Origin of the sequence: Caldithrix abyssi DSM 13497, from assembly GCF_001886815.1 — a bacterium.
Classification (GTDB): domain Bacteria; phylum Calditrichota; class Calditrichia; order Calditrichales; family Calditrichaceae; genus Caldithrix; species Caldithrix abyssi.
The window spans coordinates 1,565,266-1,590,680 of record NZ_CP018099.1 but is presented as its reverse complement, the minus strand read 5'-3'; the positions used below and the strand labels follow the sequence as shown (position 1 = coordinate 1,590,680).

The 25,415-nt window shown below is 45.1% G+C and carries 19 protein-coding genes; 4 read left to right on the top strand and 15 right to left on the bottom strand.

Translation table 11 applies throughout. The features are described from left to right. Nucleotides 1-12 precede the first annotated feature (12 nt). Both Cabys_RS06345 and kaiC read right to left on the bottom strand, forming a co-directional pair. On the bottom strand, nucleotides 13-327 hold the full coding sequence (locus Cabys_RS06345) for a circadian clock KaiB family protein (RefSeq protein WP_006929402.1): 315 nt from the start codon (nucleotides 325-327) through the stop codon (nucleotides 13-15). Between the two features lie 22 nt (nucleotides 328-349). After that, nucleotides 350-2,026, bottom strand: coding sequence for a circadian clock protein KaiC (gene kaiC, locus Cabys_RS06340; protein ID WP_006929401.1), 1,677 nt, complete (start codon nucleotides 2,024-2,026; stop codon nucleotides 350-352). 996 nt (nucleotides 2,027-3,022) lie between these two features. On the opposite strand from kaiC, the gene epsC reads away from it, so the two are divergent. Beyond that, complete coding sequence (epsC, locus tag Cabys_RS06335) at nucleotides 3,023-3,868, top strand: serine O-acetyltransferase EpsC (RefSeq protein ID WP_006929400.1); 846 nt, start codon at nucleotides 3,023-3,025, stop codon at nucleotides 3,866-3,868. A 14-nt stretch (nucleotides 3,869-3,882) separates the two neighbouring features. Then, the gene (gene cysK / locus Cabys_RS06330) at nucleotides 3,883-4,797 is read left to right on the top strand and encodes a cysteine synthase A (RefSeq protein ID WP_006929399.1); all 915 of its coding nucleotides are present in this window, start codon (nucleotides 3,883-3,885) and stop codon (nucleotides 4,795-4,797) included. A 529-nt stretch (nucleotides 4,798-5,326) separates the two neighbouring features. Here the strand turns inward: cysK and Cabys_RS06325 are convergent. The 4 genes from Cabys_RS06325 to Cabys_RS06310 all read right to left on the bottom strand — a co-directional run bounded on the left by Cabys_RS06325 (nucleotide 5,327) and on the right by Cabys_RS06310 (nucleotide 9,803). After that, nucleotides 5,327-6,868: a DUF5700 domain-containing putative Zn-dependent protease gene (locus Cabys_RS06325; protein ID WP_006929398.1), complete on the bottom strand. Its 1,542-nt coding sequence runs from the start codon at nucleotides 6,866-6,868 to the stop codon at nucleotides 5,327-5,329. A gap of 170 nt (nucleotides 6,869-7,038) precedes the next feature. Beyond that, on the bottom strand, nucleotides 7,039-7,692 hold the full coding sequence (locus Cabys_RS06320) for a CPBP family intramembrane glutamic endopeptidase (protein ID WP_006929397.1): 654 nt from the start codon (nucleotides 7,690-7,692) through the stop codon (nucleotides 7,039-7,041). Between the two features lie 120 nt (nucleotides 7,693-7,812). After that, nucleotides 7,813-8,310, bottom strand: a complete 498-nt coding sequence (locus Cabys_RS06315) for a hypothetical protein (protein WP_006929396.1) — start codon at nucleotides 8,308-8,310, stop codon at nucleotides 7,813-7,815. Nucleotides 8,311-8,312: 2 nt separating this feature from the next. Further along, entirely contained in the window at nucleotides 8,313-9,803 is a 1,491-nt protein-coding gene (locus Cabys_RS06310; protein ID WP_006929395.1) for a tetratricopeptide repeat protein, read from the bottom strand. Nucleotides 9,804-10,250: 447 nt separating this feature from the next. On the opposite strand from Cabys_RS06310, the gene Cabys_RS06305 reads away from it, so the two are divergent. Then, nucleotides 10,251-11,414, top strand: coding sequence for a glycosyltransferase family 4 protein (locus Cabys_RS06305; RefSeq protein WP_006929394.1), 1,164 nt, complete (start codon nucleotides 10,251-10,253; stop codon nucleotides 11,412-11,414). Between the two features lie 284 nt (nucleotides 11,415-11,698). On the opposite strand, the gene Cabys_RS06300 is transcribed toward Cabys_RS06305, so the two are convergent. From Cabys_RS06300 to acpP, 8 genes are all read right to left on the bottom strand, one after another. After that, complete coding sequence (locus tag Cabys_RS06300) at nucleotides 11,699-11,878, bottom strand: hypothetical protein (RefSeq protein WP_006929393.1); 180 nt, start codon at nucleotides 11,876-11,878, stop codon at nucleotides 11,699-11,701. A gap of 18 nt (nucleotides 11,879-11,896) precedes the next feature. Further along, nucleotides 11,897-13,051: a ceramide glucosyltransferase gene (locus Cabys_RS06295; RefSeq protein ID WP_006929388.1), complete on the bottom strand. Its 1,155-nt coding sequence runs from the start codon at nucleotides 13,049-13,051 to the stop codon at nucleotides 11,897-11,899. Between the two features lie 147 nt (nucleotides 13,052-13,198). Next, on the bottom strand, nucleotides 13,199-14,479 hold the full coding sequence (locus Cabys_RS06290) for a glycoside hydrolase family 1 protein (RefSeq protein WP_006929387.1): 1,281 nt from the start codon (nucleotides 14,477-14,479) through the stop codon (nucleotides 13,199-13,201). 17 nt (nucleotides 14,480-14,496) lie between these two features. Continuing rightward, nucleotides 14,497-15,027, bottom strand: a complete 531-nt coding sequence (locus Cabys_RS06285; protein ID WP_006929385.1) for a phosphatase PAP2 family protein — start codon at nucleotides 15,025-15,027, stop codon at nucleotides 14,497-14,499. A gap of 1,116 nt (nucleotides 15,028-16,143) precedes the next feature. Next, the gene (locus tag Cabys_RS06280; protein WP_006929384.1) at nucleotides 16,144-18,117 is read right to left on the bottom strand and encodes a DUF4954 family protein; all 1,974 of its coding nucleotides are present in this window, start codon (nucleotides 18,115-18,117) and stop codon (nucleotides 16,144-16,146) included. A 114-nt stretch (nucleotides 18,118-18,231) separates the two neighbouring features. Then, nucleotides 18,232-19,044 carry a glucosamine-6-phosphate deaminase gene (nagB, locus tag Cabys_RS06275; RefSeq protein ID WP_006929379.1) on the bottom strand — a complete coding sequence of 271 codons (813 nt, stop codon included), beginning with the start codon at nucleotides 19,042-19,044 and terminating at the stop codon, nucleotides 18,232-18,234. Between the two features lie 21 nt (nucleotides 19,045-19,065). Next, on the bottom strand, nucleotides 19,066-21,198 hold the full coding sequence (locus Cabys_RS06270) for an acetate--CoA ligase family protein (protein ID WP_006929378.1): 2,133 nt from the start codon (nucleotides 21,196-21,198) through the stop codon (nucleotides 19,066-19,068). 17 nt (nucleotides 21,199-21,215) lie between these two features. After that, nucleotides 21,216-21,458 carry an acyl carrier protein gene (acpP, locus tag Cabys_RS06265; protein ID WP_006929377.1) on the bottom strand — a complete coding sequence of 81 codons (243 nt, stop codon included), beginning with the start codon at nucleotides 21,456-21,458 and terminating at the stop codon, nucleotides 21,216-21,218. A gap of 541 nt (nucleotides 21,459-21,999) precedes the next feature. Here acpP and Cabys_RS06260 point away from each other — a divergent pair. Next, nucleotides 22,000-23,796 (top strand): IS1634 family transposase, encoded by a 1,797-nt coding sequence (locus Cabys_RS06260; protein WP_006926703.1) that lies wholly within the window; start codon nucleotides 22,000-22,002, stop codon nucleotides 23,794-23,796. 299 nt (nucleotides 23,797-24,095) lie between these two features. Here Cabys_RS06260 and Cabys_RS06255 read toward each other — a convergent pair whose 3' ends face one another. Then, nucleotides 24,096-25,328 carry an ISL3 family transposase gene (locus Cabys_RS06255; protein WP_006926671.1) on the bottom strand — a complete coding sequence of 411 codons (1,233 nt, stop codon included), beginning with the start codon at nucleotides 25,326-25,328 and terminating at the stop codon, nucleotides 24,096-24,098. Nucleotides 25,329-25,415 lie beyond the last annotated feature (87 nt).

Genomic DNA, 25,415 nt, shown 5'->3' with positions numbered 1-25,415 from the left:
CCCGATTTTAGTTTATTTTCCATTGACCAATTCCAGGATTGCCGCTGCTCTGTCAAGTTCCGATAAATCGCCCACAACCTTGCGTTCCGGCGAGGGACTCAACCGGATCAAGGTAGGCAGAGCGATGATCTGTTTTACTCTGGCCAGAGAGGGATTTTCCGTAACATCGATAACTGTCAACTCGTAATTTTCTTTTAAATTTTTTTCGCATATTAATTTAAGATTGGCGATGGCCTGTAATGAACGAGGCGACTGACCGGCAATGTACAACTCAAAAATCCATTTTTGAACCGATGCCGGGACCTCTCTTTGCTTATTTACAGACATATTGTTCCTTTCTTTCTTATTTTCAGGAACGCAATTTTTGAATCATTTGTCGTTGAGCTTCCAGCCTCGTCTTCTGTTGCAGCACCTGTTTATGTTTTAACTCCAGTGTTTCTATTTCACTCTCAAAATTTGCTTTTAATAGTTCAATCTGATTATCGAATAATTTTTTACGGCTGCTAATTAACTTCTCCAGACGCTTTAGCTCCTGGTTTAGATTTTCCAGCACCATCTCCTCTCTGGTTTTCTGGGCAACACGCGCCGAACCCGTCAGCAAACCTTCCGCGCCTTCATATATTTCGACCAATTTGATACCCTGCGAAGTAATCAAGAATTCCCGCACCTGATTAGAATGTTTGTGCCCGCGCGATTTCAAAATAAACAAAGCTCTGTTCCGCTCGCCGGCCTGTTCCACATCGCGCAAAATGATCCAGGTATCCACAATCGATGAAATAGCCACATTGGTGCGCTCGGTGTGCTCACCTCCGCCGGTTAAGCTAAGCATAAAAGCGGAGATATTTTTTTCTTTTAACAAATCCGTAAAACGCATGAGCATGAGTTTCACGTCTCGTTCTTCAGAATCGGTTAAAAAGCTATTGATCGGATCGATAACGATAACCGACGGCGAAACTTTATTTATTAAATCGATCATCTTAGCCAGATGCAGTTCCAGGCCATACATGGTGGGACGCTGGGAATGAATTTCCAGCAGTCCTGAATCGATATGTTTTTGCAGATCAAAACCAACCGAAGCCATGTTACGCACAATTTGCGCCGGAGATTCTTCAAAAGAAACATAAAGCGCTTTTTCGTTACGCTCGCAAGCCGCATTGGCAAATGAAATCCCCATGGTGCTCTTACCCGTCCCGGCCGTTCCTGAGATTAAAACAGTGCTGCCGCGGTAAATCCCCCCGTCCAGCATCTGATCCAGATCGGGAATGCCCGTACTGATGCGTTCTGTGGAAACCTGATATTCTAACTTCACAGAAGTAATGGGGAAAACGGTAATGCCGTCGTCATCAATTAAAAAAGGGTATTCGTTGGTCCCATGAGAAGACCCACGATATTTCAAAATGCGCAAGCGACGCGTGGCAACCTGCTTTTCGACGCGATTATCCAGAAAAATCACACAATCGCTAACATATTCTTCCAGCCCGTAACGGGTGACCGGTATTTCGCTGGTAAGAGAAATTTCCGCCGTTACAACCGTGGTTAATTTACGCCGTTTTAGCCAGTGAAATAAACGGCTAAATTCTTTTCTGATAATCTCTTCTTTTTCAAAGAAGGCAAATAATGCTTCAAGAGTATCTAAATGAACGCGTTTTGCCCCAATCTCCTCGACGGCGGCCTGCAACCTTAAAAATAATCCTTCCAGATCGTACGTTCCCGCTTCATGCACGTCGTTGCCGGATAAATCGAAATAATCAATAATTACTCTTTTTTCTTTGATCATTTTTGCCAGGTCAATCCCTATGGACCTGGCGTAGGTGATCAGATCTTCTGCGGTTTCTTCGAAAGTCAAAATCACGCCCTTTTCGTTTTGTTTAACCCCATGCGCAATAAATTGTAATCCAAAAAGCGTTTTGCCGGTGCCTGGCCCACCGTACACCAGGGTGGGACGGCCGGCCGGAAGGCCTCCGCGGGTTATTTCATCCAATCCGGTGATTCCTGTTGATGCTTTGGGAAGTAAAACGGTTTCCATTCTTACCCCTCCAGAATTTGAGGTTATTGAATGTTAAAACACATGCGGATTATTTATTATCGAAAAAATTAAGTGCATCTTTAATTCAGGGACGGGGATTAAAAATAGAACTTAATGCCTGCCCCTTAAAGAATATTTATTGTAATTTAATCAATAGTTACTTCTATTACAAATTTTAATAAAGTTTTTTAACATTTTTAACACTGTTTGATTTCATTTGGAAATTAGCCTATTCGGAGTGTCTCAAAAGCGACATTAAATGAATGAGTCAGCATAAAAACCACGAATTTCACGAATGGACACGAATATATTTTATGTAATTTAAATAAAAACAATAGTTCCATTTAAATAAAATTCAATAATAATACCTTTTTATGATACTTCCACTGGAAGATCTAGTCTCGCCCTGGCGGGATTTGAAAATTTTTGTGCTGTTTTAAAAACTCATCCCCCATCCCCTTCTCTTTAAAAAAGAGAAGGGGCGTAAATAGCGCCGATTTGCTTAGCTTTAGTCTCAGTACAGTTTGTTTAAACATTTTCTGCGATTATTGGCGTAATCTGCGAGAAAATTACTTCGCGCGCGTTGCAGTTGATTTTGGTTGCGGCTATGCTGCCTTGGTAATTTCTCCACTATTCCTCGCTCCCCTGCCCTCTTTTACGGAATAATTATTTGCATCAGGCGTTTTTATTCTTTATAATTCACGCGAACGTTAAAACAATCACGAAGGAGTGTGTCATGTTATCAACGGCTGTTTTTCTCAATTTGAGTCCCGGGCTTTCAGAAAACGGTCAAGCCCAATCCATTTACTCTATCCTGCCTCGTTTTACCTTCCATACCTTTTCCTGCTGTTGTTGCTGTTGTAAATAATTTCCTTGTTCATTTAAGCTGTTTTTCCCATAAATATTTAAAAAAGTCATTTTAGTAGAATGGTCTATTCAGGCCCATTCGTTTTGTTTTAGTGAGCAATAAAAAAATTAGCATCAAAGGATGTAAAGATGAATACATATAAAAATTTTAGTCAGTTACTATTAAAAAAACATGTAGAGCATTTAAATAGCTTTCCTTCAAAAAAGGCGGTTCACCATTTTATCGATGAATTGCTGGCCTTGCTTTTCCCGCATTTCAGCGAGCAGGCGCAGTATTTGAGCGTGGATGAAATCAAAGGCAAAATGTCGGTTTTGCGCAGGGAACTGACGCATATTTTGCACTCGCTGGAGGGACGCATGCACAACAGCGCAGGCGGGGTGACGGAAATATTTTTTGAGCAACTGCCCCATGTGTACGAACTGCTCTGGAGCGATGCGCAGGCCATTTATGAAGGCGATCCGGCGGCCGAGACGCTGGATGAGGTTATTTCGGCCTATCCCGGTTTTTACGCCATTTACGCCTACCGCATCGCGCACATATTTTACGAGGCGGGCGTGCCCGTTTTTCCGCGTCTCATTACGGAATATGCGCATTACAAGAGCGGGGTGGACATCCATCCTGGCGCCCGTATCGGCCATTCCTTTTTCATCGATCACGCCACCGGAATTGTAATCGGTGAAACAACGGAGATTGGCAATAATGTAAAAATTTATCAGGGCGTTACGATTGGCGCCTTAAGCGTGTCTAAAGCTCTGGCGCAAAAGAAACGGCACCCGACCATTGAAGACAATGTCATCATTTATTCCAGCGCTACCATTTTAGGCGGCGAAACGGTAATCGGGCACGACAGCATCATCGGCGGCAACGTCTGGTTAACCAAAAGCGTTCCGCCCTTTTCAATCGTTTACAACACATCAGAAATACGCGTACGTTCTAAACTGGAAAAAGAACAGGCGCTCATGTTTCACATTTAAATAAGGAGATCGTCATGAAGCTTAATCATATACTGGAACAAATCGGAAATACCCCCCATGTGCGCATCAACCGGCTGTTTGACCGGCGGCATGAAGTGTGGCTAAAACTGGAACGCACCAATCCCGGCGGCAGCATCAAAGATCGCATTGCCCTTTCCATGATTGAAGACGCCGAACAGAAAGGGATTTTGAAAAAGGACAGCGTAATTGTTGAACCTACATCGGGCAATACGGGCGTGGGGCTGGCCATGGTGGCCGCCGTAAAGGGCTACCGCATTATCCTGGTGATGCCAGAATCCATGTCCATGGAACGGCGCAGTCTGATGGCCGCTTACGGCGCCGAATTTGAATTGACGCCTAAAGAGCAGGGCATGAAAGGAGCCATCGAACGGGCTAAGGAATTGGCGGCCAAACTGCCCAATGCCTGGATGCCCATGCAGTTTGAAAATCCGGCAAATGTTGAGGCACACAAAAAATTTACGGCGCAGGAAATTTTACAGGATTTCCCGGATGGGCTTGACTGGCTTATTACCGGCGTTGGCACGGGCGGCCACATTACCGGTGTGGCTGAAATCTTGAAAAAAGAATGGCCGCATTTAAAAGTGTTTGCCGTTGAACCCGACCAATCGCCGGTGCTCAGTGGCGGCCAGCCCGGCTCGCATCCCATCCAGGGCATTGGCGCCGGATTTATCCCGGCCATCATGAAAACCGATCTGCTGGACGACGTCATTCAAATCAGCAAAGAGGAAGCCTTTCGCTTTGCCCAACAGGCGGCTCGACAGGAAGGCATTCTGGTGGGCATCAGTACCGGCGCCTCGCTGGCGGCGGTGGCCCAAAAACTAGAGACCAGCAAAGAGCCTAAAAAAGTATTGACTTTTAACTACGATACGGGAGAACGCTATTTATCCGTGGCCGATTTATTTGTTTGATTTTTTTGAAAAAGTTAAAAGTTCGCTCTTTGTTCGAAATGACCAATCCCCCTTTTTAGAGCGAACTCAGGAAATGTTAATCATGCACCGGTTGGCCGATTAGATCAAAAATCGGCCAACCATTTTACAGCAAAAGACGGGCCATGGATACCGGGTAGACAATTTTCTCTTGATCAATTGAATGACGCACTGCTAATACGGCGCCCATTTAATAAGAATGAAGGTAGTGACTTCTGCCCTTTTTCCAGAATCAAACCAATTCCCTGTAATTTAAAGACAGCCTGAAAAATATTTTTTTTACCGCAGCCGTTTGCAGTTTTTGATTAAATTACCGATTCCCCAGACATATATTCTCGAAGGCCCTTGACATAAGGAGTTGAAAGTAAGTTTATTTATTCAACCCGGCAAATTGTTGACGGAGTCAGAACAGGAGTCGTTTCCAGGAAGGAATGATTTAGCGCTCAAACTGGTCATTGTGCAAAAAAGTATTTCTCCTCTTCCGCCTTAAAGTTAACGTTTTAATGCTCAGCTACATTTGACGTTGCAGACAATGAAGACGAGTAACAAATTCCCTGGAAAAGCGAAGTTCGGGGATCGTCTGCTGTTCCGAGAGGACCTGCAGATATTCATTGAAGAAGGCCAGGCTCCCTTGCTGCAACAGGCGTCCCAGTTTTTCGGCGCCGTAACGGGCGGCAATCGCCTGACTCATGGCGTAACCAAGGGCATAAAACGGTCCATTGGATTTCAGCCCCTGGTTAATCAACGCTTCGTAACGGTCCACATCTTCTCCCTGGTAAAGAGCCGTCACCATCTCCTCCAGCAGCGCCTTACCGGCTCGGATTTTTGCGGGAGAAATCCAGCTTGAATCAACCCCGCCCACGTATGTCGCGGTGCCTTCCAGCATGACGTAGCTTAACGCCTGATAGAATTTTCGGTCGGCTTTGTCCGGAAAATCGCTGGCCAGCAGATCTTCAAATTCCCGCGTTTGTTTCTTTTTTCGAGAAGATGGCACGGGACATATTTTTAATTGCAAGCGATGAAAAGTTTCGTGAGCAATGGTGCGCAACATCAGGGCGTAATGGTCTTTAAATTGAATGAGATTGGTGCCCAGACTGGAGCGGGTGGCCCAGCTTCGAATTCCAAAATTCACGGCAATTCTCACCGTATCGCTGAATTGAACCTCTGGCGGGGCGCAACGCGCCAGACGTCGAACCAGCAGGGTTTCCAATTGCACGCGATTTGCTTTCCAGTAACTTATTAAACGATGGTAATCTTCTTGCTGGCAGTACAAATCCGCCAGACCAAAATTGTTCCAGAGATTGAGCCACTTCCAGATTTCTGCCACCGGATCCCGGCTGGCCGCCCGGAAAATAAATTGTGCCAGGTCGTCGCTGTCTGGTAAAGGCTCCGGCAGGTAGCCCAGGTTACGGCGGTGTGCCAGCATTTCCCGAAAGGTTTTCTGCTCGGCGACCTGACGGGCTTGCTGGAAGGAAATTTCCGGTAAAGCAAACAAGTGGAGCACAGCCTCGATGGCCGAAAAATCGAAATAAAGCTGCAGGTTGCTCCGCCCGGATTTTCCTTCCACGGGTGGCAACGGTTCTCCCCGAAAAGTTAAGGGAAATTGAAAGGCCGGATCGGACACAATCTGACGGTTTTGCTGGCGAATTTGGGCCAGATAAAGGGCGGTCTCGATCAGGTGATCAAAATTGTCAGGAAGAGGGATGCTGTCCGGATCGGCAAAATAATCCGGAACGATTCCGAAAAAGCCGCCGCCGTGTTGAGCTTGTTCCCGTTCCAGTTCCGAGAGCCGGCGTAAATCCCGGGGCGCGGAAAGACGGTGCAATTGCGTCAACAGAAAATGGGCCTCTTCCTGAGAAAGCAGGGTTTGCAACTCGTAAATCCGGGCGAGCGTTTCTTTCTGCTGCGCCCGGGCAAGCAATTCCTCCCAGCTCCAATCCGTTTGAAGCGGCTGCTCGCCCTTCGCTGGCAACACCTGCCCCAACCCATTCTGAGCCGGCAATAGCAACCAGCAGGTCAGCCAGATCAGCACGGTGAAAAAGGTTTTTTTCATAGGATGGTTCTCCTGGTTTCGCTCCCAATCGGTTTTTATTTTGATGCGACCCCTCCGGGGGGCGTTTTTTTAATTTTAACCGTTAAAAACACGTTACGACTACAGTGTTTTTTACCATGTGGATAGAAAAGAAATGTGTAATCGTGAAATGTTTGTAACAACCACCCTGGTCAAACATTCCGGGAATCGACATAAATTAATCCCCCTAATCCTAAAAAATCGGTTAACACATGGGAAGGGATGGTGAACAAAATGGACTGGGTTTGCCAGGCCACGCCTCCCCAACACAATCCCAGGAAAAGCGCTCCCATAAGAAAAGCTCCAACTCCTCCCGGCATTTTGCTGGGACGCACCCTCTGTGGGGCCCAATGCCAGAGCGCAAATCCCACCGTTGGGTAAAGGAGGCCCCAAAACCAGCGATCGGGAAAAACCGTCAGATAGGTACCGCGCCAGAGAAGTTCTTCCAGAGCGCCGTTTACCAGAGCCAGGGCTGCCGAAATCCAGAGTATTTTAGCAGTTATTCTGGATCGATTCTTTCGAAACACGGTGACGCCTGCTAAAATAGGCGGCACAGCCAGCAGAAAAAGACCGGAGGGCGTGAGCTGGACAGGAGGCGCTGTTAAACTGGCAAATAGATTTGTCAGTCCCTTTCCGCCAAGAACCGCCAGCGGAAACAGGAGTCCCCAACCCAGCCAGTAAAAAACAAAACCGGCTAAATAACCGCCTTTAATTCCAAAAAGTTGGACAAAAAAAGAAAAACTCCATAGCGTACTGAGCAAGATCAAAATCGGTGCAACGACCAGTAAAATCTCAGCTTTTGACATAGTTTTTCTCCTACTCTTTGACCTCTTCTCACCTTAATTGACTGATTTTTTTAGTTGGTAATTAAAATGCCCCTGGTGAAACAAAAACAGCAAGAGGATTTCTAAAAGTTCTTCGGAAAATCAAATTCGCAGGTAAATTAGATAGGCGTGCAGGGAATGGATCAGACCGAATCCTGCCGCCAGAGCCAGATAAACCGAATGGTGGTACGGTACTTTGAAGAAAAGTTCTTTCCCGATTAAACCGATGCCGAACAACCAGATCACGCTGGTGTAAGCGGGCGCCAGAAATCCGGCGGCGCTCCGGCTCCAGGAAGATTCGGCAAAATAAATCTGCATCATCCAGGAAGCAAAATACAGCCCCACTCCCAGACCATACAGACACCAGCCCAGTTTTTGCCGGGGCTCTTTAAATCCTATTTTCAGAAAAAGGGGCACCAGAAAAACCGCCGCTCGGAGAATGTTCTCCGTGATTCCGAGCAGACGCGGAATGTTGTGCCAGAAATTGTTTAGCTGGTAGGGTTCCGGCAGCCGGGTCGCCAGGATCAGATTCCAGAAAAAGACCGGAATCAACAGAAGAAAACCGTTGGAAGCATAATGCAGCAGATTTTTTCCGCTCAATTTTAATCCCTCCTTGCAGTTTGAATCACCACCACATTTTCAAACGGATCGAAACTAATAATAAAGCGCTCATGCAGGGCATAGGGGCCAATCATTACCTGATCGTACAATCCGGTAATTCGGTCATAGAAGCGCCTGGGCCAGATTTCCACGCGCGGGCGGTAGAGAATATGTGGGCCAAACTGAACGCTCACCTCCGATGCTTCGTAATAGCTCAGCTTCCGATCGCCCCAGACCCTGGTAGCGGGAGTCAGAGGCAGGTGAATAAAACGGGCAAACGCTTCCTTCAGACTCAAATCTTCCGCCCCGGTTTCGATCATGGCCAGCGCGGGGGCATAGCCGTTGACCTCAACCGGAACAAAGGGCCATTCGTAGCCGTAGAACGGTAATTTTACCAGGCTGTGAAGCGGCTCGGCGGCCAGGTCGCGGTCGAACTGCGCCTTACTGCGTAACAGGAACTTATTGTGAACAAAATCCAGGGTTACCACCCGGTTGCGGATAAAAATTGGATTCAGATTGGCGTCGAAATAATTTTCCCGTGGCTTTTTGAAAAAGAGTCCCAGTAAATAGGTCATCTTACAATCGCCCAGATCAAGCGAAACGGTCAAAAGTTCGCGGCTTTTAAGGTTTTTTTCCAGCGAGCCGGTGGCGACGTTTTGCTCCCCACCAAAGCGGTTCTCCAGCAGGGTGAGCAAATCGGGATGGTGAATGGTCCAGCCCACCGCATTTCCGGTGTCCAGTAAAATTCGGTAGGTTTTTCCGTCCCGCGGGAGCAGCAAGCATTTGTAATATACACCGGGGGCAAAGTCCACCAGTGGCAACTCCACCCGCTCGGCATGGCTTTGAACGCGGTAAAGTAGTTGATCGTTCGCAGCCGCCAGCAAGCGGATTTTCCGCCGGTATTTTGCGCTCTTCTCCGCATCGTTTTGAGAAGCGTAATAATCCTCCAAATATTCGAAATGGCGGCGCATGTCGGCAGGACGCTGGGTAGCGCTGTACAGCTCACTGCCTATGCGCTGAAAGAGACGGGTTTGGCGTAAGCCAGGGTCTGCCTTATCTGCCTGCCGGAAACTCGCTTCCGCTTCCGAAAAGCGGCGTAAGTAAAGAAGCAACATGCTACGGGTCAGCAAGGCCTTGCTGTTGCGGGGATTCAGTTCCAGCGCCCGCGTTAGGCAGGTCTCGGAAAGCGTAAATTTCCCCATAGAGTGATACACAATGCCCGCGCTGGTCAAAATACGGTCGTCTTCTGGAGATTCGGCAAGCAAACGCTGAAGCCCTGTTAACGCGTTCCCGCCGTCTCCCAATCGGGCCTGGCTCTCCGCCAATAAAAGCTGCTGCTCCAGCGTCAAACTGTCCGGCGATACTTCGTGCAGCTCACGGACAATTCCTGCAAAGTCCATCTGATTGTAGCGTTTCGCCAGATCCTGCCCCGGCGCCAGTCCTACCCAAAAAAAGCCCCAGACAATCAGAAAAATCAGACGCTTTCTGTCCATGCATGATCTCCTTTTCCTGAATTGCTTTCACTCATAAAAAAACAGCAACACCGAAAAAAAATGATTTCGTCGCATTCATTCCGGATAATCTTTATTTTATTTCAAATAGAGACGTAAAAAATAATCGCTGGTTTCATTCTTAAAACAAAATGTCTTCCACAATTTTCAGACTTCTGCAACACTAACCTGTCACGCCATTCAACCAATAGGAATTACTTGCGTGATGAGGAGCGGTGAGAATCGGAATGACCGAGAATCACATATCTTTATTTAACTTAAAAGATTCTTTCCGCGTCAGGCGGATGAAGAATGAAAATAATGTAGTATAAAAAGTTCTTGTGGGCGTGATAGTCCGTACTCTTTAACACAAATCTATTTCATTTCTAAATGTTTGGCAATATTTCCCCTTTATAATCAACCAGACAAACTTATGAGGATAAGAGTCGAATGAAGATAGCTATTTTTGCCGACAGCTTGCCGCCCAATCTGGATGGCGTTTCAAGGACTTATCTGAATATCTTCAATTATTTTGAAAGGGAAGGGATTCCGTTTAAAGTTTTTTCACCGTTCAAACCTCCTGAAGAATTTACCTGGGCTAACAGCGTCCATCAAGTGCCTTCCCTGCCCTTTTACCTTTATCCCAAATACAAAATTGGCCTTCCGGATAAGCAGGAAATTTTTAGAATGCTGGACGAATTTAAGCCCGATCTGGTGCATGTGAGCAGCCCTACTTTTCTGGGTCAGGCAGGATTAGAATATTCTAAAAAGAACAACATTCCTTCTCTGGCCGTCTTTCATACAGATTTCGCTTCTTATTTTAAATATTACGGTTTTGCCGTATTTGAAAATGTGTGCTGGAAGTTCCTTTTAAAATTCTACAACCAATTTGACCGCGTTCTTGTGCCATCCAGAGATCTATTAAAAAAACTTAACAAAAGAAAATTTAAGAATTTAGAATTGTGGCAGAGAGGAATCGATTTACGTCTGTTTAATCCAGCCTTTCGCAATGACGCCATGCGTAAACTGTTAAGCCCCGCCGGCTACCCGATTTTGCTTTTTGTGGGCCGTCTGGTAAAGGAAAAAGATCTGGCCGATCTGGTTGAGGTGAACAGAGTTTTAGATTCCGACAACTTCGAATATCAAATGGTTTTTGCGGGAGATGGCCCCATGCGATCTGAGCTCGCCCATCAATTGCCGCGCGCCAGATTCCTGGGCTATCTGAAAGGTAAAGACCTTTCTCAGGTTTACGCTTCTTCTGACCTATTTATTTTTCCTTCTACCACCGAAACATTTGGCAATGTCATTCTGGAAGCTAATGCCTCCGGCCTGCCGGTAATTGGCGTAAAAAAAGGCGGCGTAAAAAATTTAATCGAATATGGTCAAAACGGTTTTCTTGCAACGCCACACTCTGCCAGAGAGATGGCCTCGTTTGTGCGGCTGATTTTAAAAAACCCCGGACTGCAGGCCATGATGCGACAAAAAGCCATCCATTTTGCCAGCCAATTTTCTCTGCAAACGATTAATGAAAAACTGATTGGTATTTATTCGAAGTTAATTAGTGATATTCCAACGATCCGCGCGCAGCAATCCGAATACTTCTTCAAAAGTTGAATGGTTCTGGCCTGTTATTTTGAGTGAAGCGCAGCAGAACAAAAGCTCTCCTGTTTTCATGAAAAGGATTCTTTCCCCCTGACTCAGAATGACAAATTCCCGATAAAAAGGGATTCTTCTCCCGCCAGGCGGGATCAGAATGACAAATCTCTTTGAAAGGGACTGCGCTCAGGGCGCGCATTCTCGCAGCCTATATTTTGAAACAAGAATCGTAAACAATCATCCAGAAGAAGATAAGTTATGGCTATTGCGCAACAGTAAGAAGAATATTTTTGATAACAAGATTAATTCGTTTTAGGCCACAATGAACCAATGGCTGCAAGGGTCTTTTCTAAAGCATACACACTCAAAACGATGAAAAGCACCAGATAAACGACCGGCAATTGGGCGTGGGTAAATCGCGCGTTAAAAAACCTTTCCAGACTGTTGTTTAATAAGTCGTTATTTAAAAATCTCATCAGCATGTTGATGCCTCCTGTTCTTTAATTAAATAATGGCCGTAACTCAGACCTTTTACCAATTTTAAAATAATTATCGCGCCAGTTGACGGTATTACTAATAAAAGGCACAAACCAGAGAATACTGATTAATAAGTCCTTAACCGGCGTCAGAAAAAAGTGATACCATTTCAAATCGCTTTTCATTAACCGCGACAGGTAAATATCGTGCGCCATTTTTACCAGGGTAACCAGGAGCAATAATCCGGCTCCCAGCGCGTTGTGCAACAGTAGCGCCAGAATAACGGCCAATGCAATGGGATTGGAAACCGATTCAATGAAATAGTGATGAATATGCATATTGCGCCGAATTTTTGCCCAGCGCGTGTGACGATTAATAAAACGCTTTAAAGACCATTCAATATTTACATTATCGACCATAATGGGAATTGTACTTACTTTTAATCCCAGTGATTTAGTTTTTAACCCTAAAAGGTAATCTTCCGCCAGAAAGTTTTTAAAAGCTTTAAATCCTCCCATGCGCTTTAATAATTGGGTGGAAATCAAAATCGATTTGCCAATCACCACCGGAATACCGGACAGCGCATCGGCCACAAAAACATTGGGTGATACATAGGTATTGATATGCAGATTTTCAAAAATAGCGGCAAGCTTTTTGGCGCCGATTCCCCGAATGGTGGCCGTTACCAGCCCCACGTCGGGTTTTAAAATTGCCGCCAGCATGTAGTTCAAAAATTCCGGCTTGACCTGCGTATTGCTGTCACTGATTAACACATACCGACCACGGATGTATTTTTCCATATTGTGCAAATTGTTAATTTTGGGATTAAGACCGATTTCAGAATTTTCCACGACTATGCGAGCGTTGACTCCTGGATACGCCATCATCAATTTATTGACGATTGGTAGCGCCGGATCATCTGTATTCTGTAAACCAAAGATCAGCTCGTAATCCGGATAATCGAGTTCAAAAAAAGAACGTAAATTCAATTCCAGATTATCATCAATCCCCTTTAACGGCTTTAAAATCGATATCCTGGGCAACGATTTCAATTCGTTAAGAATCTTTAAATCCGGTTTTTGCTTCATGCGCCTGGCCGTCACCACGGCCGAGACCGCCAGATGAATTAGACTAATCCCCAGGATCAGAGCATAAAAATAAACAATAACGGTTAACATTAAGCGCTCCATCTTTTAAACTTTTAATACCTATTTAAAACCTGATTATTTGTGCATTATTAGAAGACCATTAGTTTCAATTTAAAAGACTTCGTCATTTACTCCTGCGGCGGCCGCCGCCTGATCCGGAAAGGTTTTCAACAGCGGTCAAGATAGACTCCCCTGCCGGTTATTTAAATCGATCTCAATAATTCTTGCGTAATGGCGGGCGCTTTGCTTTCCGGCACGCCGAAAATCATTTTCATAGTCCACCTGCACCAGGCCAAAGCGTTTATTTTTCCCCTCCAGCCATTCATAATTATCCAGAAACGACCAGTAAAAATAGCCTTTAACCGGAAGGCCGTTTTCCCGCGCTTTAAAAACTTGTTCCAGGTGCGCATCAATAAAACGCATGCGTTGCGATTCATCAAGCGTTGCAATTCCATTTTCCGTAATGATAATATCTTTGTTAAACTTACCCATATAGCGCAGGACTTTACTCAACCCAGCGGGGTAAACTTCCCAGCCCATGTCGGTAAGACCAAATCCTAATTTATCTTTGAAAATAAACTGAAAGGGGCGGCGGATATTCAAACGAAAAGCTACAAACATCCGGTAATAATAATTCACGCCCCAGAAATCGATCTGGTTCTTCAGGTTAATGGCTTCGTCCACATCGAATAACAAGGGAAAATGAAATTGAAGACGGTTTGTCTCAAAGGCTACCGGAATCATCTCATTGAAAAAATGATGAAGCAAGTCGGCCAAACTGCGGTCTGCGGCAAACCATTTACGATGGGCTTCGAAAGTGATAAAATGTTTGGCCATTCCAATTTTCGCCTGCGGTCGATACGATTTTATTAATGAATAGGCGCACTGATGGGCCTTTAAAATATTTAAAAGGACGCGCATCATTGCCTTTGCGTCCGATTCTCCGGGAGGGAACTTGCCATCTCCGTAGGCGGCCAGGGCCCATACCAGCGGTTCATTAAACGTAATCCAATAAGAGATGCGATCGGCGAAACGCTTCAGCAAAACCTCCGTAAAGCGGCAAAAGACATCCTGCGCCTGTTTGGAAGTCCATGGCGTTTTTTTATGGAACCAGGCCGGATGCGTAAAATGGTGCAGGGTTAAAAAAGGTTCGATGTTCAATTCTAACAAACGATCCACCATTCGTTCGTACTGATCCAGCGCTTGCCGGTCAAACGTTCCAAACTGCGGTTCAATGCGCGCCCATTCCATGGAAAAGCGGTAGGCATTGACCTTCAGTTGTTTTAAAAGTTCAAAGTCATCCCGCCAGCGCAGCCAGTGCGCCGAGCCATTCTGGTACAGGGGATGTTTACCGTCGTGATTAAATCCGCCCTGCTTCTCCCAGGCGGTCATATCGTTTTCAACAAATCCTTCGACCTGAAAAGCAGAAGTGGCCACGCCCCACAAAAACCGATCCATTAACAATCAAAACCTGCTTAAAAAACCATTGTGATTGCGATTTCGGCGCAGGTCAGCCCCAGCAGCATTCCGAACAGAACATCCAGAGGAAAATGTACGCGTAAATAGATGCGTGAATAGCCAATCAGCCCGGCAATTAAAAAAAGCGGCAAGACTAACTCGGGTAATTGAAAACTCACTATTCGGGCAAAAAGAAAGGCCGCCGCCGCATGACCGGAAGGGAAACTGTAGCGATCCGGCGCTTGAATTAAATTTTTAATCTTAGGAAAGTGTTCAAACGGTCGCAAACGCTTGACCTTTGTTTTTAAAACATAATAAATAGGTAGTTCCAGGCCAAAGGCAATGAGCGCCGCCCAGACCATACGCCGGCCATCTTCAATTCCGATTACCAATTCAAGCAGAGCAACAATCGCATAAACCGGTCCATTGCCAATCCACGAAAGGCTTTTGTAAAAAGATTTAAAAAAAATCCCTTCACGCTTGCTGCTGGCCAGGTTAAATAGAATTATATCGAAGCGAATGAAATTTTGTCCGATGCTTCTAACCATTTTGTTATTCCTCTTTTATCAACGTTTTTAGAACTTAATCCTAAGCCTCGTTTGTTAATCTTTTATTAGGTTTTGAATAGAATTAAGCTTTTGATAAGAAACCGAACCGGGCAGCGGCAGCGCTATTTGCATTCTGGCAGACGATGATTTCAGGCAAAATCTTTCGAAATAGTAATCAACTTTGCGCTGATGTGCTGCTGGATTGGTTGAATGGTTTATTAGTTGAATGATTGAATAGTTGATTGGTTGAATAGTCGCAAGGCTGTCATTCTGAACAGAGCGCCAGCTTCAGTCTCGAGAAATCGGGACGGAGTGAAGAATCCCTTCCTTGCTTGAATGTCATTCTGAGCGAAGCGAAGAATCCCCTGTTTTCATGAAAAGGATTCTCCTCCGCCAGGGAAGGATTAGGATACTTCCTCTGGAAGATCTAATTCAAAAGCGTTTGAAAGTTTTTGTGCTGCTGTATTGGTTGAATAGTTAATTAGTTGAATGGTTGAATAGAAATTTATAAATGCGCAAATATTGAACATCATTGGAGAAAAATTTCCAACGAACAGTTCTTCCTAATCCCCCAGATTCTTTTTTTGGAAAAGGGGTGAGGGAAAGAAAAACTTTATAAAAATACATTTTCTTTGACTTTTGGGACAGCCCCGTGCGTAAATAGCGCCGATTGCTTAGCCTTATCCTCAGAATAGTTTGTTTAATCATTTTCTGCGATGAGTGGCGTAATCTGCGAGAAAATTACTTTGCGCGCGTGGAGGTTGGTTTTGGTTGCGGCTTAGCTGCCCTGGAATGAAAGTCGGACTCACCTTGTAACATCCCCTGCCTTCCTGCTACCTGTAAAGTGTGGGTTGTGATAAAATGTGAAGGAGCAGCCTGCGATTCTTTGGCTGTTTCAACGAGAAAGTATTTGTTTTTCACAAATCGCAAAGATTTACACAGATTCGTTTTTTTGCGAGTATCTACGCAATCTGCGTGAAAAAGAAAAAAGGTTGGCGGATCTTTCAACCCGCCAACCCGACCGATTAAAAGAAATCGTCTCTGCCCGCTGAGCCTCCCTGTCCACCAGGTAGAGACAAACCATCCATGACGCAATCTGGATTAAATGAAAACGACTTAAGATAATTCCGTTAATCGTTCAGCGATTTTTTCCATTTGTTCGTTCTCTGCCAGAAGTTCTTTGTAAAATCCGTTTTCTTCCAGGGTGCCGCGCACGGCTTCAAAATCTTTAAGAGCAATTTGTTCATCGCCATCGATGCCGTAAGCAATGCGGCTGTTAGAATCAAATTCCTTCTGGGCGTCGCTTAAAATAAGGTTGTTAAAGCGGATTTTTTGGTTTTTCCAGTTGGCGATCAACTGTTTAAACTGATCTTTCTCAATCGTTTCCACGTCGATCTGCCATTCTTCTTTTAACAGGGCGGCGGTCCAGTTCCAGGCCCATTCATCGTACCGTTCAAAATACTGGCGCAACTGCGTCAATAAATCTTGCACGGTTTTTATTTGATTGGATTTTATCTTACCCAGCAGCTCCTCCGCCGCGCTTTGGGGGATAAACATTCCGAACCAGTCGTACCATTCTTCCAATTTTTTTGTATTGGGAGCCTTTAGCCTTGCTGCAACGTCCGTCCAGCCTTTCAATTCATCGATGGGTTGCAGGCGACGCAGGAGTTGTTCGCCCACAAAGATATCCATGGCCATCTGGTAGTATTTGATTCCCCGTTTAAGAAGTAATCTTTTTAAATACAGACCTTTAAACTTTACGAATTCCTGTTTTGGATTGGCGGCCGCGTAAAGTTCTGCAAGAATTTTCTTCCCCTTGCGCACGCGATTGATGACAAAAGGACTGAACAGATCAAAATGGATCAAATCCAGCTTGTTTTCGCCTTTTCGGCGATCACGCTTTGGCCACTTTGCGCTGTCGCGTCTTGTGCCCACGGTAAACAGATTCATGCCGGGCGTCAGTAAGGTGCGGCCGGCCACCTCTTCAATGTAAGAAAATGGCAGATTGGCGGCGTCGAAATTGGCGTAGTGCTTGCCAATGACCGCCGTAAACGGAGCGACGCGCGCCGGCCATAGCAGGTACGAAAAAGAACCGGTTTTGGCGCCTCGTTCCAGAATGCCCTGATGCACAGGCCCCAGCTTGTACATGTGATTGCTTTGATTGGTGCCGCTGCCGGCATTGTAGAACGAAAACATACCGGCAATCAGCAAAGTGGATTTGTGGTGTGTAACAGAGTAAGGCCCGGCAAACACACTGACCGCCTCGCTGTGGAAGCCCTCGCAGTTGGCAAAAAAAGCGGAATTTTCGGCCGAGAACTGCCGGCCAATGCGCACGCCCTGTCCCACAAAACAATCGGTCAGCAGGGCGCCGTCTTTTACCTCGCTGCCGGATAAAACGATAAAGTTTCTGGCGATCACCCCATCGCCAATTAACACGGGCGCCGCTTTCTCACTTTGAATCGTTCCGTTTTCCAGACTCTGCGCGCCACGAATGACGGCACAAGCGCCAATCTTAACGTTGACGATCTGATTACAGCGCAACACTCTGGCCTGGTTTCCTATCACTCCAATGCTGCTCTTTTGTTCTTCAACATATTGGTCGATCATCTTTTGCAGGGCGTTGATCAGCTGCGGTTCATGGCGGTACAACGTTTGCAAATAAGCGATCTGCGCGGAAAGCTGGTCAAAGATGATCATTTCGCGCCCGCCGCCTTCGTTCAACGCTTCAATTCTCACGCCATTGCCGAAGGTCGTTTTGCCTGTAGCGCTCAAAAGTTTGACCTGTTCAATGGCCGCGCCGTCGCCAATGGCGTAATTTTTAATCAATCCGACATCATTTAAATAAACCTCATCGGCAATGACCGTCGAATCCAGCGTTACATTTTGCAAGCTGCATTCTTCCACGCGCCCGGGCTCGATTTCAATAAAGTCGCTTAATTTCCCAACGGCCACTTTTCCCTTAAACGTAACAAATCGAATACGGGCCAGGTCTGTTTCGCGATGTATTAAAACAGCCGACCAATCTTCTGCACGGCATCCCTGTTCTTTAAGTTGGTTTATTTCTGCCGAACTTAAGCTTTTAAACTCCATAAAGCGCTCCTGAATTCTGGCTTAAAAGACCTCGTTTAGTTTTTGCTGTAAATTACTGAAAAATGCCCCGGAACCCGCCGCAGTGAGTCCCGGGGCGTAATACTAAGCCCATTATTAGTCGAGTTCTGGTAAACGGCTTAAGGCCTGCGCTTCGATATCCTTAAAATATTTGACCGTACCGACTTTCAACTCCATGGTCGATTCGTCATCGCAAACAATCATAGCTTTGCGGTGCAATTGCAGCATGGAAACGGTCCACATGTGGTTTACGCCCTCTTCCACCACTTTTTGTAAAGCCCGCGCCTTATTGTAACCGCTGATAATAATGACCACTTCGCGGGCGTCCATAATCGTGCCCACGCCCACCGTTAAGGCCGTTTTGGGCACCTGATTGATGTCGTTATTGAAGAAGCGGGAATTGGCCAGGCGCGTATCATAGGTTAAAGTTTTGATACGCGTACGCGAGGTAAGCGACGAACCGGGCTCATTAAAAGCGATGTGACCGTCCGGGCCGATGCCGCCCAGAAAAAGATGGATACCGCCCACCTCTTTGATTTTTTCTTCGTACGCCTCGCATTCTTTTTCCAGATCCGGAGCATTGCCATCCAGAATATGAACATTTTCCTTTTTAATATCGATGTGACTGAAGAAGTTGTGCCACATAAAATAATGGTAGCTTTGAGGATGATCTTCCGGAAGGCCCACATATTCATCCATGTTAAAGGTGATGACATTTTCGAAAGAAACCTTGCCCTGCTTGTAAAGCTGAATTAATTCCTGATACGTACCCAACGGAGAAGAGCCGGTAGGGAGCCCCAACACGTAGGGTTTATCCGGCGTGGGGTTAAAACGATTGATTTTTTGAGCGATGTAATAAGCCACCCATTTGCTCAGAGCCTGATAATTTTCTTGAATGATAATGCGCATGTTTTTCTCCTTTCTCTATTTTTAAAGAATGATACGCGCATCGGCGATAAAACACCCCTGTCCTTCATTCAGGACGATGAGGGGATTAATATCCAATTCTTTAATTTGCGGACATTCAACGGCCAGTTGCGACAGACGCTGGATGCTTTCTTCCAGAGCCGCTACATCCTTTGGCGCTCTTTTGCGCACGCCAAACAACAGGGGAGCACCTTTAATTTCTCTGATCATCGACTTTGCTTCGGACGGCGCCACGGGCGCAATGCGGAAGGTAATATCTTTTAAAACTTCGACCAGCACGCCGCCCATGCCAAACATAATCACCCCGTCGAACGAGACGTCGCGCTTCAATCCCAGGATGACTTCCTCGCCGGCTGGAATCATTTTGCGAACCAGCACGCCGTCAATGGGCGCATCGGGCAGCCGCTCTTTTACATTGTTAATTAACCGATCGAACGTTCTTGCTACCTCTTCTTCCGTTTCGATATTGAGCGCCACCGCTTTCAGATCGGACTTGTGAATCACCTGCTCCGACATGACCTTCATCACCAGCGGAAAACCGATTTGGGCCGCCAGACTTGCCGCCTCTTTGGCTGATTTTGCCAGATGGCTTTCCACCACAGGAAGCCCATAGGCCGCGAGCACCTGTGTGGATTCGTATTCGGAAAGGTGGCGGCGTTGCTTGGCTTTAGCCTCTTCCAGAATTTTTTGCACCAGTTGAATGTTTACGTCTTCAAAAGGACGAAATTCCTCCTTTTCCTGTTGCAATTGCTGGTAAAAACGGTAAGCAGCGGCAAAGGAGCGGGCCATGGATTCCGGCAGCGTGTAATGAGGAATGCGGTTGCGCTGCAGAATATCGATGCCCACAGCCACGTCTTTTTCGCCCATAAACGAAGCCATCAACGGCTTTTCGAAACGCCCGGCCACATTCACAATTTCCCGCGCAATGGCTTCTATATCGGTCATGGATTGCGGCGTCAAAATGACGAAAACGCCGTCCACATTGGGGTCTTTCATGGCCTGCGAAACCGCAATGCTGTACCGATCGGCGCGCGCATCGCCAATCACATCCACCGGATTTTTAATATTAGCCGTTTTAGGCAATGTTTTTTTGAACATGGCGGTTGTCTCTTCCGAAAAGCGGGCCAGTTCCAGACCTTCCTGAATGGCGGCGTCGGTGGTCAAAACGCCCGGACCGCCGGCGTTGGTAATGATAGCCACACGGTTGGTTTTGGGGAGGTCCTGGTAGGCAAAAGCGGTCGCCAGATTAAACATCTCCTCGATGTTCTGACAACGAATAATGCCCGCCTGGCGCAGAGCCGCATCACATATTTCATCGCTTCCGGCTAACGATCCGGTGTGAGAAGCAGCCGCGCTGGCCCCGGCCTCTGTCCGTCCGGATTTAATCGCTAAAATAGGCTTACCGGTTTTACGGATGATCTCTTCGGCGGCCTTCATCAACGCCCGACCGTCGCTGATCTCTTCCAGATAGATCAAAATAACCTTTGTTTTGGGATCATTGCCCAGATAATACAGCAGATCGATTTCACTGACGTCGGCTTTGTTTCCAAAACTAACAAACTTGGAAAAGCCGATGTGTCGGGCCTGAGCGTAATCCAGAACCGCGGTACACAGGGCGCCGCTCTGCGAAAGAAAACCAATGTTTCCGCTGTCCGGCATCTGGCGGGCAAACGAGGCGTTCAGGTTTACGGCAGAATCGGTGTTGATAACGCCCAGACAGTTAGGGCCGATGAACGAAATGTCGTACTTTTTGGCGATTTCCAGCAACTGTTGTTCCCGTTCAACGCCAACGCCGCCGATTTCCCTGAAGCCAGCCGAAATAATGATGGCCGATTTGATGCCCTTTTGACCGCATTGTTCCAGCGCCATGTGGCACACCGTGCTGGGATAAACAATGACGGCCAGATCTACCGGATCGGGAATATCGATGACGTATTTGTAGGCTTTAACGCCGGCAATGGCTTTTTCTCGGGGATTGACGGGGTAAACCACGCCCTGAAAATCTGAATGTAAAATGTTAATCAACATATCATAAGGAACCGTGCCCGGCACTTTATTGGCGCCCACCACGGCAACCGATTGGGGATAAAAGATGGTGTTAAGATGCTCTACTTTATTGGGGAAAGGTTGCTCCATTTGAACACTCCATTATTTTAATCCAGATACTGCGCAATAAATTCAACAGCGTCGGCCACATTTTGCACTTCAAGCGCCTTATCCTCATCCATTTCGATATCGAATTCTTCTTCAAAGGCGGCCACCAACTCCAGGCTCTGTCGGGAATCCGCGCCCAGATCAAAGACAAAATTGGCGTTGTCTCCAATTTCTGCTTCATCCAGATTAAGCACCTGGGCGATTACCTTTTTAACGCGTGCTTTGACATCGTTTTTGTCCATAGAACACTCCTTTCATTTGGTGAAAACGCCGCGGCCAAAATGCACTGCGGCTTAGTTAATTTACCGAACGAACCTTTCAGCAGTAAGATAATAATTTTATTCACTAATTTAAAGTTTTTTTGTAAATTTTAAACAATGAATTCAACCGGAAAAGGGGGGATTTTTCATTTTGAACGAAGAAAAAAAATCTTTTAACTCCAATAAAAACCATCTTTTTTTAAGACTTTCCTTACCGGAAAAATAATATACGCCTATTTAGGATACTTCCTCTGAAAGATCAATCCCGTCCAGGCGAGATTTGAAAATTTTTGTGCTGCTGGATTGGTTGCATGGTTGATTAGTTGAATAGTTGATTGGTTGATTGGTTGAATAGTCGCTAGCCCATCTTGAACAAAATTTAAGCCCAAATCACCAAATTTCCACCTTCGGTTTTTGTAAGTTATTGGTTTTTTTGGATCGAGTTTTCGAGATGTCGTTGTAGTGCCCCATACTATATTGGTTTCCCCCTTGACTTAATTGGCTGATATGATTATATTTGAACATGTTTATTAAAGAAGTCACAAAAAAGAATAAAGGGTACGATAAAACCTTCGTTTACCATCAATTGGTCGAATCCTATCGTACTGAAAAAGGCCCAAGACAAAGAAAATTGCTCAACCTGGGCAAGCTTACCATTCCTAAAGACCAATGGAAAACACTTGCCAATCGCATCGAAGAGATCATAAGCGGACAAACTTCACTGATCGAAGTGGATGAGCAAATTGAACAATTAGCCCAGCGCTATGCCTCGCTTTTAATTCAAAACAAACTAAAACAAGAAAAGGTAGAAAAAAAAGAAAGCCCACAGGAAACCGAGACCATTTTTACGGGCTCTGTCAAATTCAGAGATGCTCGCAGTATAGGAGGCGAATACATCAGTTTGATGATGTTAAGAAAGCTTAAGTTCAATGAACTTTTAAAAAAGCTGGGCTTTAAGGAGAAGGATATTAAACTGGCCGAACTGTTGATCGTTGGGCGCCTGGTGCACCCCTCAAGCGAATGGGCGACCTTACGCTGGGTCAAAAAGCAAAGCGCCATCGATGAGCTTTTAGAGTTAGACCTTTCAAGACTTTCTCACAATAAACTTTATCGAATTACGGATCAATTATTAGAACATAAGGACAAAATCGAGAATGGTTTAGTAGAGCAAGAGCGTCTGTTATTTTCCTTGCAGGAAAAGATCATCCTGTACGATTTAACCAATACGTATTTTGAGAGTAGCCGTACCAGTGAACTCAAGGCTCGCGGACGTAGTAAAGATAAGCGTCACGATATGCCCCTGGTTACTTTAGGCCTGGTATTGGATGAGGATGGATTCCCCAAGGAGAGTCGTCTTTTCTCTGGCAATGTTTCCGAACCAGAGACTTTGTCTAAAATTCTGGATACGATAGGCGGCAAAGTCAGGAAATTGATTATTTTAGATGCCGGGATTGCCACAGAAGAGAACTTGCAACTGATCACAAAGCGTGGACACGACTATCTGGTTGTCTCACGCAGTAAACCGGAAATCGAGATCGAAGAAAATGCTTTTAAAGAGATTAATCACGATCAACGCCATAAAGTGGAAGCCTATCTTTACCGTAAGGATAAAGAGCTTTATTTATACTGTCGCAGCGCCTCAAGGCAAAAGAAAGAGGAAGCCATTCGACAATTTCATCAGCAGCGCTTTGAGGCGGAGTTGAAATATGCGGCGGAGAGTTTGCACAAGAAACGAGGCACGAAGAAATATCCCAAGGTTTTAGAACGCATTGGCCGCATAAAGGAACGTCATGCAAAGGTGGCCTATTTTTATGATATTACGGTTGAGCATCACAATGGTATCGTGACAGAGATCAGCTGGAAGATAAAAGATGAGCAAAAGATGGATGATCGATTTTCCGGCACGTATTATTTACGGACGAGTCGTCTGGATTTAACGGATCGTGAGATTTGGCAGCTCTACATCAGTTTAACGGATGTGGAGGATGGATTTCGCTCGTTGAAGAGTGAATTAGGCTTAAGGCCTAATTTTCACCAGAAGGATAAACGCATTGAAGGGCATATTTTCATTTCGATTTTAGCCTTTCATGTATTGATAAGTCTTCAAAAACAATTACATGATGCAGGCGTTTATCATCGCTGGACAACCATTCGTGAATTACTTTCCGTACAGCAGCGAGTAAGCGTGGAGATGAAAACGCAGAAAGGAGATTTATTAGTTATAAGAGATACGACCGAACCGGAGGCGATCCATTATTTAATGGCGCAGGCATTTAAGATCAAGCCCAAGCCATTAGGTATGAAAAAGATAAGAATTTAAATATTGTAGTGGTAATAAAAAAGAACGACATGTTGTTTTTAAATAACTTAAACCGTTTTAGTGTTCAAGATGGGCTAGCATGTCATTCTGAACGGAGCGCCAGCTTCAGTCTCGAGAAATCGGGACGGAGTGAAGAATCTATACCGTTGAATGGTTAAATAGAAATTCTCCGGCGTTGGCGCCCAGCACACCGTCGGAGAAAATTCTCACCAGCAAATAGTCCCCTTTTCTCCAATTTTTATTGTGATAGAAGGGAATCGAGGGGAGGAGTGCAATTGAAACTATTTTTAATTTAGGCTCTACTGGGATTCCTGTGGAAAAAGGTCTAATTTACCAAGAAAGAAAAGTATTGCTATCCTAAAATTTTCAAATTTTCTAAAGCCTCTACCAACTGTTTTTATCTCCTGTATCTTGCCGTTCAACCATTCGGCTACTGAATTATCTATCTGATATCTTATATAGTTTAATAAGCCATCTGAATGAGCAATGAGCATTTTTGCTACTTTAATCATTTTATTTAAAGAACGTCCCTTAATATCCTGATACCATTCCGCAAAAAAGAATTTCGCATCATTTATTGTTTCACTCCTAAAGAATTCTTTGAAGTTCTCTTTGGCCGCCCAAGCCTGGGAAGTGATAAGGTTAAGTTCTTGAATTTTTCTGAAACGCGATAATTGCTTGTCCGTCATATTTTCCGGATTCTTTAAAAATAAATATTTACTTTTCACTAAGGTTTTATCATTAGATTTTTGTAATTTACGGGCTTCCTCTCGTCTGGTTTTATCCACTCCATCATTTAAATACTTCATTATATGAAATTTGTCATGCACTATGGAAGCATTGGGAAGCTCCTTTTGAACAGCTTTAATAAAAGCTTTCCACATATCCATACTGACCGCTTTGAGGCCCTCCTTTTGTTTCTCTGTTAATCCCTTGTTTATTAAGGAACTGGCAGAGCTTGTTGTGCGACCTTCACTTACATCTATTACACGTCTTCTTTCACTATCGGATAATACGCTTACATAAGTATGACCTCTTTTCATACTCTTCTCATCTATCCCGATATATTTAATGTCCTCTTCCGTTCGGCGTGATAGCCCGCGTTCCACTGCTTTGCTCATTATATGATGAAGCATATCAAAGCTGATCCGTAAAAATTGTGCCGTTTTGCTCTGGTTTTTGGAGGCCAGTAATAACTCAATAGCAAAACGTTCAAATAATAAAGTCGTTCGACTCGACTTTTCTGCCCAAGGAACTTTGATCGTTTTTACTCCGTGTTCCTTGCATTTAATGCGGGGAACTTTGCAGACAATATAGGTCTTCATTTGGCATGTATCCAAATGCCGCCAACGACGTTTTTCGCGATGATCATAAATATCATATTCCACTTCGCATTCGGGACAAAAACCTTTTTTTGACTTATAGATAATCTCTATTTCTACTTCCTCATTCGCAATATCTAAGTCAACTTTAGACACTTCCCAGGGATGCGAAAGTCCCAAAATCTGTTTAAATAATTCTTTATCTTTCATAAACTCAATCTAAGGATTATTTTTGTTTTTCACAAAAATCCCAGTAGAGCCTTAATTTAAAATAGTCTTTGCGCCTTTGTGACTTCT

Bases quoted from the DNA above. Each gene is read 5' to 3' on its own strand.
- Cabys_RS06345 (WP_006929402.1), bottom strand. From the start codon at position 327: ATGTCTGTAAATAAGCAAAGAGAGGTCCCGGCATCGGTTCAAAAATGG.
- kaiC (WP_006929401.1), bottom strand. From the start codon at position 2,026: ATGGAAACCGTTTTACTTCCCAAAGCATCAACAGGAATCACCGGATTG.
- epsC (WP_006929400.1), top strand. From the start codon at position 3,023: ATGAATACATATAAAAATTTTAGTCAGTTACTATTAAAAAAACATGTA.
- cysK (WP_006929399.1), top strand. From the start codon at position 3,883: ATGAAGCTTAATCATATACTGGAACAAATCGGAAATACCCCCCATGTG.
- Cabys_RS06325 (WP_006929398.1), bottom strand. From the start codon at position 6,868: ATGAAAAAAACCTTTTTCACCGTGCTGATCTGGCTGACCTGCTGGTTG.
- Cabys_RS06320 (WP_006929397.1), bottom strand. From the start codon at position 7,692: ATGTCAAAAGCTGAGATTTTACTGGTCGTTGCACCGATTTTGATCTTG.
- Cabys_RS06310 (WP_006929395.1), bottom strand. From the start codon at position 9,803: ATGGACAGAAAGCGTCTGATTTTTCTGATTGTCTGGGGCTTTTTTTGG.
- Cabys_RS06305 (WP_006929394.1), top strand. From the start codon at position 10,251: ATGAAGATAGCTATTTTTGCCGACAGCTTGCCGCCCAATCTGGATGGC.
- Cabys_RS06300 (WP_006929393.1), bottom strand. From the start codon at position 11,878: ATGCTGATGAGATTTTTAAATAACGACTTATTAAACAACAGTCTGGAA.
- Cabys_RS06295 (WP_006929388.1), bottom strand. From the start codon at position 13,051: ATGTTAACCGTTATTGTTTATTTTTATGCTCTGATCCTGGGGATTAGT.
- Cabys_RS06290 (WP_006929387.1), bottom strand. From the start codon at position 14,479: ATGGATCGGTTTTTGTGGGGCGTGGCCACTTCTGCTTTTCAGGTCGAA.
- Cabys_RS06285 (WP_006929385.1), bottom strand. From the start codon at position 15,027: ATGGTTAGAAGCATCGGACAAAATTTCATTCGCTTCGATATAATTCTA.
- Cabys_RS06280 (WP_006929384.1), bottom strand. From the start codon at position 18,117: ATGGAGTTTAAAAGCTTAAGTTCGGCAGAAATAAACCAACTTAAAGAA.
- nagB (WP_006929379.1), bottom strand. From the start codon at position 19,044: ATGCGCATTATCATTCAAGAAAATTATCAGGCTCTGAGCAAATGGGTG.
- Cabys_RS06270 (WP_006929378.1), bottom strand. From the start codon at position 21,198: ATGGAGCAACCTTTCCCCAATAAAGTAGAGCATCTTAACACCATCTTT.
- acpP (WP_006929377.1), bottom strand. From the start codon at position 21,458: ATGGACAAAAACGATGTCAAAGCACGCGTTAAAAAGGTAATCGCCCAG.
- Cabys_RS06260 (WP_006926703.1), top strand. From the start codon at position 22,000: ATGTTTATTAAAGAAGTCACAAAAAAGAATAAAGGGTACGATAAAACC.
- Cabys_RS06255 (WP_006926671.1), bottom strand. From the start codon at position 25,328: ATGAAAGATAAAGAATTATTTAAACAGATTTTGGGACTTTCGCATCCC.